The sequence below is a fragment of the Microcoleus sp. F10-B2 genome, from assembly GCF_036704965.1.
Classification (GTDB): domain Bacteria; phylum Cyanobacteriota; class Cyanobacteriia; order Cyanobacteriales; family Microcoleaceae; genus Microcoleus.
On sequence record NZ_JAUBTB010000168.1, the window covers coordinates 1 to 7,497 of the forward strand.

Annotated in this window: 6 protein-coding genes and 1 pseudogene; 5 read left to right on the forward strand and 2 right to left on the reverse strand. The window is 42.4% G+C overall.

What is annotated here, in order from left to right; genetic code table 11:
* Positions 1-249: 249 nt before the first annotated feature.
* From QUA99_RS31790 to QUA99_RS31800, 3 genes are all read left to right on the forward strand, one after another.
* Complete coding sequence (locus QUA99_RS31790; protein WP_333245299.1) at positions 250-1,086, forward strand: class I SAM-dependent methyltransferase; 837 nt, start codon at positions 250-252, stop codon at positions 1,084-1,086.
* A 73-nt stretch (positions 1,087-1,159) separates the two neighbouring features.
* Entirely contained in the window at positions 1,160-3,064 is a 1,905-nt protein-coding gene (locus tag QUA99_RS31795) for a lyase family protein (RefSeq protein WP_333245301.1), read from the forward strand.
* An 84-nt stretch (positions 3,065-3,148) separates the two neighbouring features.
* Positions 3,149-3,283, forward strand: a complete 135-nt coding sequence (locus tag QUA99_RS31800; RefSeq protein ID WP_333245304.1) for a hypothetical protein — start codon at positions 3,149-3,151, stop codon at positions 3,281-3,283.
* Positions 3,284-3,387: 104 nt separating this feature from the next.
* Here QUA99_RS31800 and QUA99_RS31805 read toward each other — a convergent pair whose 3' ends face one another.
* The gene (locus QUA99_RS31805; RefSeq protein ID WP_333245307.1) at positions 3,388-3,513 is read right to left on the reverse strand and encodes a hypothetical protein; all 126 of its coding nucleotides are present in this window, start codon (positions 3,511-3,513) and stop codon (positions 3,388-3,390) included.
* A 31-nt stretch (positions 3,514-3,544) separates the two neighbouring features.
* On the opposite strand from QUA99_RS31805, the gene QUA99_RS31810 reads away from it, so the two are divergent.
* Positions 3,545-5,731, forward strand: coding sequence for a tetratricopeptide repeat protein (locus QUA99_RS31810; protein WP_333245310.1), 2,187 nt, complete (start codon positions 3,545-3,547; stop codon positions 5,729-5,731).
* A gap of 325 nt (positions 5,732-6,056) precedes the next feature.
* Positions 6,057-6,617, forward strand: a complete 561-nt coding sequence (locus tag QUA99_RS31815; RefSeq protein ID WP_333245313.1) for a Uma2 family endonuclease — start codon at positions 6,057-6,059, stop codon at positions 6,615-6,617.
* A gap of 201 nt (positions 6,618-6,818) precedes the next feature.
* On the opposite strand, the pseudogene QUA99_RS31820 reads toward QUA99_RS31815, so the two are convergent.
* Positions 6,819-7,497, reverse strand: a pseudogene (locus QUA99_RS31820) (DUF262 domain-containing protein); the annotation flags it as partial.

Below are 7,497 nucleotides of genomic sequence, written 5' to 3' on the forward strand. Positions count from 1 at the left end.
ATTCTAATTAACTCATAATTTTGCCGGGAATATCATTCTACCATATATTTGTGTAATTAATTCTGTCTAACTACTTACACGAAGGATGCTACCGGACACGATCCGATCGTTAAATAAAATAAGTACAATTACTTATTTTAAATAAAAATAATTTATGATACAATTGGTGCGATCTAAAAATAATCTCCTAACTATATGAAAAATATTTAGATTTTTTGTGAGTAAATAGACAACAAAACACTACTCAATATGGAAACTCAAAAACCTGTTCAGGTAACAACTGATACACAGTTATTTTCCGAATTAGTAAGGGAAACTTCATCAACAAGCAAACAAGATGAAGTTACTAACCTGCTCTACCGTCAACCGGAACTTTATGAAAAGGTTTATCCTGTATTAGACGATGAACTGGCAAAAATGTGTCAACAGATGTTTGGCCGTTACTTACAGCATTATCCCTCATCTATTTTAGATATTGGATGTGGTACGGGTCGCGAGTTGAATGCTTTGGCTCGTAACTTTTCAGAGTGTATTGGAATAGATTATTTACCGGAAATGGTTCGCCATGCCCAATCGAAATATCCAACATTAACGTTTCAAGAGAGTGATATGCGAACGTTCCGTTTAGAGCGGAATTTCGAGGCAATTTTATGCTTGGGATGGGCAATAACCTATGCACTAACTAATGAGGATATAGGTAAGACATTACAAACCTTTGCAGCCCATGCACAAAAAGGAAGCTTGCTTGTACTAGAACTTTTGAATGGGGCTCGCTATCTGTCAGAGAGTGGATTTCAGGAATGCCAAGAATTTGAAATTAATACAGACGAGGTTACTGGGAAAGCGATCGCAACCTATACATTTCAACGGCGACAACAACTGATCGTGCGAAAGCGTGTTTGGAAATTTCCTGGCCAAGATCCAGTAGTGGATTACTGTAGATATCGTTTATTTTTTCCAGCAGAACTGGAACATCTTCTGACAGAGACAGGCTTCAAAGTTGTCGGAATGTTTGACAATCGGGCTTTGGAAGAAAGCGATCTTTCTGGCAGAGTGCTGAATGTAGCTGCTATTTTTGATGCCTAACTTCCTATAGGGCGGGCTTTTGAAAAGTACATTTTTTTGATGGGCTTCACTATTCATGGAGAAAAATTTGCTCATGCGTTACGAAACTGATTCCTTAGGTACGTTACCCCTTCCTGAAGAACTTTACTACGGCATCAACACCGAACGTGGTCGCCAAAATTGTGAGGTTTCTAACACTACCATTGGAGATTTTCACAGATACCTTGCTTGTGTTGCAATGGTTAAAAAAGCTGCGGCTTTGACTAATGCGGAAATTGGTACAATTACTAAACCCGTAGCCGAAGCTATATGCAAGGCAGCAGATGAACTCATAGCAGGTAAGATTGATAAATCCAATTTCCCTGTAGATGTTTATAATGCAGGGGGTGGTGTCTCCGTAAATATGAATGTTAATGAGGTGCTGGCGAATCGAGCTAATGAGATGATCGTTGGTCATAAAGGCTACGAAATTGTGCATCCAAATAATCATGTAAATTCTGGTCAGTCAACCAGCGATGTAATTGCTACCGCCCTCAATCTGACGCTGTATTTTGAAATCTTGGAGTTATTAGACAGTCTGAAGTTGTTAGAGCAGATTTTAACAGGCAAGATTGACGAATATAAAGATGTAGTGAAATTGGCTCGAACCTGCATTCAAGATGCAGTTCCGATTACCTTTGCCCAGGAATTTAGTGCTTATTTAGCTGGTGTACAGCGGGGAATTACCCGATTAGAACAGGTTCTCGATGCCTGTCTGGACGTACCAATGGGAGCAACTGTTGTAGGCACGGGATTAGGAATCAATATCGGTTATGCAGACTTGATTTATCATCATCTCAGAGAAGTAACAGGGTTGCAAGTTCGTAAGCACCCAAACTTTTTTGATTGTTTGCAAAATGGGGATATATTTCAACATATATCAACAAGTTTTAAAGCTCTGGCAACAGGACTATCTAAAATGGCGCGGGACTTGCGAATTTTATCTAGTGGCAATCGCACCGGTATGTTAGAGATGATTTTGCCAGCAGTACAGGCAGGCTCCTCTTTTATGCCTGGTAAGATTAATCCGACAATGCCTGAATTCATTAATCAGATTGCATATCAGGTGTGCGGTAATGATGTGACTGTTACAATGGCAGTTGAAGGCGCCGAACTGGATATGAATGTGTGGACTTCAATCATTGCCAAGAATCTTTTTGAATCCTGTCAGCTCCTGAAAAAAGGTATACCGTTATTTGCTGAAAAATGTATCAAGGGGATAGTGGTTCGTAAAGATGTTTGCCAACATCAAGCAGAGAATACTTTGGCATTATCTCCGGTTATTGCAGCTATTTACGGCTACGAAACTGGTTCCAAAGTCGTGAAATATGCCTATAAAAATAATCTCTCAATAAAACAGGCTGTAATTGAATTGAAGGTGATGACAGAGGCATTAGCCGAGGAGTTACTCGATCCGTTGATGCTGACAGATGCCAGCAGGAGTGCAGCGATCACTCAACGAATGGAAAAAGTGCAAAAAGAAGCAATCAAGTCCAAGATTGCTAGCATTCAGCCACTGACACGCCAGAAGATTTTTGAAGTGATCGGATCTGTCGTATTGGCAGATTCGGTAATTGCCAAAGAAGAAGAACTGATCGTACACGTTGCATCCGATGCTTTACAGCTCCAGCTAAGTAAAGATGAAATATCGAACATACTTAGTCGTGGTTCTGTAGAGCTTGAAGGTTTAGATACCATCAATCCTAAAGATCGCGATTTGCTCTATCTCTGTGCGTCCTGGGTGGCATCTGCTGATGGTTCTGTCGCTGGATCAGAAGAAAAGCTACTGGACAACCTCCGCACTTTACTCAACATGGAGCAAGCAAAAGCAGAGCAACTTCGCAACCAAGTAAAAACGATCCGAGAAGAACGATCGGAGTTTATACCAAAGTCGGAAGAACTTCCTTGGTGGGATGAATTCGAGCGTATACTCGTCAAAGCGATTGAAGTCGAAGCATAAATATGGACAGGACTCACGATCGCTTGCTTGGCGGTACGATGGCTTGCCTCTTTGAAGATACAAGGGGCGGGTTCACCGGCATCTATGCCTAATTGTGCACACATTGCAAAACCCGCCCGATCGTTAAATCGGGCGATCGCAATTTTGGCAATTTACCGACAATTCCGGCGATCGAAGTTGGGGCGGGGCGGGTTGATTAATATTTTCGTTGATAATTAAAATTTTGCTGAACCTAGCCCTACCCGCCTCATGATGATTCCGAGGGTCATTCAACCGGATTAGGCGCGAGAATATATTCTTTCACCAAAGTTCCACAGCCATAATTACTGGCTGTTTTCCTGACAAGTCAGACTCCCCGCGTATTTTGGAGATAGTAAGTCAGCATTCCTCATGTCAGCTATTCTGACTGCTGAGAGTATGAGGTCGATCGCCCGATCGCTGACAACCAAGCACTAATTTCTCCTAAATGAGTTGACGTTTATGCGCGTCTCAAATGTAGCTCTCTTGACTCTGGCTGCCCTCGCATCCCACAATTTAACTGCTAATACTAGCGCCAATCCTGCTGCACATCCTATTTCTCCTGAGACACCGCAGGCTAGCAACTTTGTTGATGCGGTAAATAATACTGAATCCCGTCGGGCTGAGTCAATTAGCGAGCCTGAGACGATCGCCTACGAACAATTTTCCCCAAATACTACCGCATCGCATCGGGCTGAGTCAATTAGCGAGTCTGAGACGATCGCCTACGAACAATTTTCCCCAAATACTACCGCATCGCATCGGGCTGAGTCAATTAGCGAGCCTGAGACGATCGCCCACGAACAATTTTCCCCGCGAATTGCTGTAAAATCGCCGACAGGTTTGCTGGTAGCTGCCGCTCAACCCGATTTATCTGCTACTGCAAAAACCAAGGCGAATACTGCTGCTGCATCCGGCGATGAACTAACACAATCTTTACAAGAAACTTGGCTTGCTAAATTAATCCAAACCGGGGTTGAAAGCAATCCTCAAGTTCGCGAAGTTTTCGCTTTTATCTCCCCGTCTAGTGGCAGTGCTGAATCTGGATACGGTTTTAATACTACCATAACTCTGCTCAATATTTTACTAATTCTTGGCACAGTATTTCCACCAGTGACAATTGCCTTTTTTTGGATGATGCGACGGCTGATAATCAAACAGTTGGTTGCTGATGCCAATAAACGATTGCAGGGAATTGGTGTATTGGAATCCGAACTCATAAATTCTAGCCAACTGAATCAAAAGTTGAGGGATGAATTAGAAGCGCAAATGGGTGCCGCTAAACAATCCCTTGATTTTTTAACTAGAGAAACTGAACTTTCCAAATCTTCCGTCGAGCAAATTGAGACTCTCAAATCTCAATTTCTCATGCACCTGCAAGTTTTGCTGAAAGAAGTTGACGAAAAAAAATATCAAATTGTTCAAGAAATTTCCCAAGTTCCCGCAGTTGTTGCAAAAGAAGCTCTCAAAATCGCACCTCAACCGGCCTTAAACAATTCCCAAAATTCGCAAACTGCACCTGCTAGCAACGAAAATTTGATTGCTGACGATTATGTCAAGCAAGCCGAAGGGCTTTATTTTCAAGGCAATTATGACGAGGCATTAGTCTGCTTGGAAAAAGCTGTTTTAGCGAATAAATTTTTGAATGAGGCTTGGTATTGGCGCGGAAATGTGTTAGTAAGATTGCAGCGCCTGGAAGAAGCACTCGCCTGTTACGACCAAGCAATATTAATTAAACCGGATAACTACGAAGCATGGTATAATAAAGCGCATTTGCTGGGCAAATTGCACAGGTACGAAGAGGCGATCGCCTGTTACGAGCGAGCAAGTTCGAGCGAATCCCGAAAATACGGTTGTTGGCACAGTATAGCGGCTTTGTTGGGTAAATTGCAGCATTACGAAGAAGCGATCGCCAGTTACGATCGCGCCCTCGCTATCAAAGCAACCGACAGCGAAATTTGGCACAACCGAGGTGCGATGCTGGCTAAAGTACAGCAGTACGCAGCAGCAGTCGATTCTTACGATCGCGCTCTTGAACTCAATCCGAACAGATGCGAAACTTGGTACAATCGAGGCAATATGCTGTGGAGACTTCTCCGTTACAGCGATGCTATTGATTCTTACGATCGGGCGATCGGCATCCGGCCCGACAAATACGAAGTTTGGTACAATAGAGCCGCTGTGCTCGGAAAAATGCAGCGATATCAAGAATCGATCGAATCCTACGACAAAGCAATCGCCCTTAAACCGGAGGATTTTGAAGTGTGGCACAACCGAGGCGTAGCTTTCGACAAACTGTCGCAGCATGAAGCAGCAATTGCCTCTTACGAATCAGCAATTACCCTTAATTCGGAGTGTTACGAAGCTTGGTTTGGTAAAGGCGAATCTTTAGCAAAATTGCAGCGCAATGAAGAAGCGATCGCAGCTTATGAGAAAGCGATTGCTATTAAGCCCGACTCCTACGATGCTTGGCGTCATGTGGGGATAGTCTTGTCTGAATTAAAGCGGTATGAGGAAGCAATGGCAGCTTACGATCGAGCTATTGCCATCAAACCCGAAAATGCCGAAGCTTGGCGCGATCGAGGCGCAATTGTATCACAATTAAAGCAGGATACAGACAAAGTTGACTCCGCCGGAAAAGAGACTTAAACTCAGTCAAAATCCGCTTCTTCAAAATTCATAAGTGTCAGATAATCGGGAGGCAAGCTCTAGTTGTCAGTTGGCAATGGATGAGAATTTGTTGCCTATAAATCGAGCTAAAATTTTGCAATCACACTCAAATTAAACTGTATTAAGAGTTGGCGATGAACCATACATACAGTTATTAATCGGTATTTAAACCGACTTGATAGCGGGCATTTAAATGCTTTTTGTCTACGGTTTGTCATCTAAATCTTTCCTCTTTTTTCCGCTCCGTTTGGGGCGTTTTTTTTATGGTAAATTTAGGTAAGCTGCAAACAAGGAGAATAGTTATATGTCTGTTCAGCTTCAAAAACGGTTATTTACAGTAAAAGAATATCATTTGATGACTGAGGCGGGTATTCTCTCCGAGGGCGATCGGGTAGAACTCATAGAAGGAGAGATTGTTAAAATGGCTGCAATTGGTACTCGTTACGCAAGTTCTGTTAAGCGTCTCACCAGGCGCTTCAGCCTCATTCCAGAAGATCGGGCGACTCTGGGTGTCCAAGACCCTATCCAGTTGACTGAGCGGACTGAACCTCAACCGGATGTGGTATTGCTGCAACCTCGCGCTGACTACTACGCCACAGCCCATCCAGTACCGTCTGAAGTTTTGCTGTTAGTTGAGGTTTCAGAGAGTACGGTTGATTATGACAGAGATGTGAAAGTATCCATTTACGCTCGATCGCTCATTCAGGAAGTTTGGCTGGTAGATTTAGTTGAAAATTGTTTGGAAGTCTACCGTCAGCCAGGCCCGAACGGTTATAGTTTAATGCTCAAGTTTTGGCGCGGTCAACAAGTTGCGCCGCTGGCTTTTCCCGAGTTTGTAGTGAGTGTTGATTTTATATTGGGTTAGGGCGATCGCCCCACTCCTAAACCTACTGCTATCTTAACTTACAATATATTTAACAGCCCAAATCAGCCCAACTTCTATTAGGTGGGTAATCAAGTGCTGTATTGCACTCATATAGAATTTGTGGCTAATTGATAGCGAGAGGTTAGACCTGAAACACAGGAATCTATAATCATAATTAACGCTTATTTTATGCAATACTTACTATTCCAAATTTCCTAAATGATAGGACGCAATTTCTAACCTCTTCCTAACATTATCTTGGCTAGTAAGATTGCGTACTTTTTGAGCTATTCCACTAAAATTATCATCTTCTGTAAGTGATTTATAGCGTTCTCCCAGTTGTTCAATATTATTAATTTTGCCTTGTTCTAACCTGCGGGCAGTAACTACCATTACAGCTTCAAAGTAAGTAGGTATCAATACTTTTTGAGGTTTAAAAGCTTTGTTACCAAGACCTTTATGGATCACTTCAATCGTTGGGATAAATGCGTTTATTATTTGTTCTTCTGATTGGCGGGCAAGGTGTCTATTTTGCCTCATGTATTGATTAAGAAATTCTTTTAGAGAAGGCTTATAATCGTTGCCCTCGAAGTAAAAAGCCAGGAATCGTAAAATAAGTTCTCGATCTTTCCCGTTTTTATCTGGGAGGCCAAATATGTCACGCCACGCTGGGTTTTGATTGAGTTGCCCTAGCAAATTATTGAGTTCGCCGTGATAGATGCAAGCACGAATTTCCTGCGGTTTAAGGATAGTACCTCCGGTATTTAGCCTTTCAAAGATATAATAAATACTACTGTCCTCGCCGGGAGCATCCCGGTTTTGTAAATATCCCCAAATCAGCGTAAAATAGTTAAAATCAATAGAAGCGTCAAAAAAAGTC

Bases quoted from the DNA above. Each gene is read 5' to 3' on its own strand.
- QUA99_RS31790 (WP_333245299.1), top strand. From the start codon at position 250: ATGGAAACTCAAAAACCTGTTCAGGTAACAACTGATACACAGTTATTT.
- QUA99_RS31795 (WP_333245301.1), top strand. From the start codon at position 1,160: ATGCGTTACGAAACTGATTCCTTAGGTACGTTACCCCTTCCTGAAGAA.
- QUA99_RS31800 (WP_333245304.1), top strand. From the start codon at position 3,149: ATGCCTAATTGTGCACACATTGCAAAACCCGCCCGATCGTTAAATCGG.
- QUA99_RS31810 (WP_333245310.1), top strand. From the start codon at position 3,545: ATGCGCGTCTCAAATGTAGCTCTCTTGACTCTGGCTGCCCTCGCATCC.
- QUA99_RS31815 (WP_333245313.1), top strand. From the start codon at position 6,057: ATGTCTGTTCAGCTTCAAAAACGGTTATTTACAGTAAAAGAATATCAT.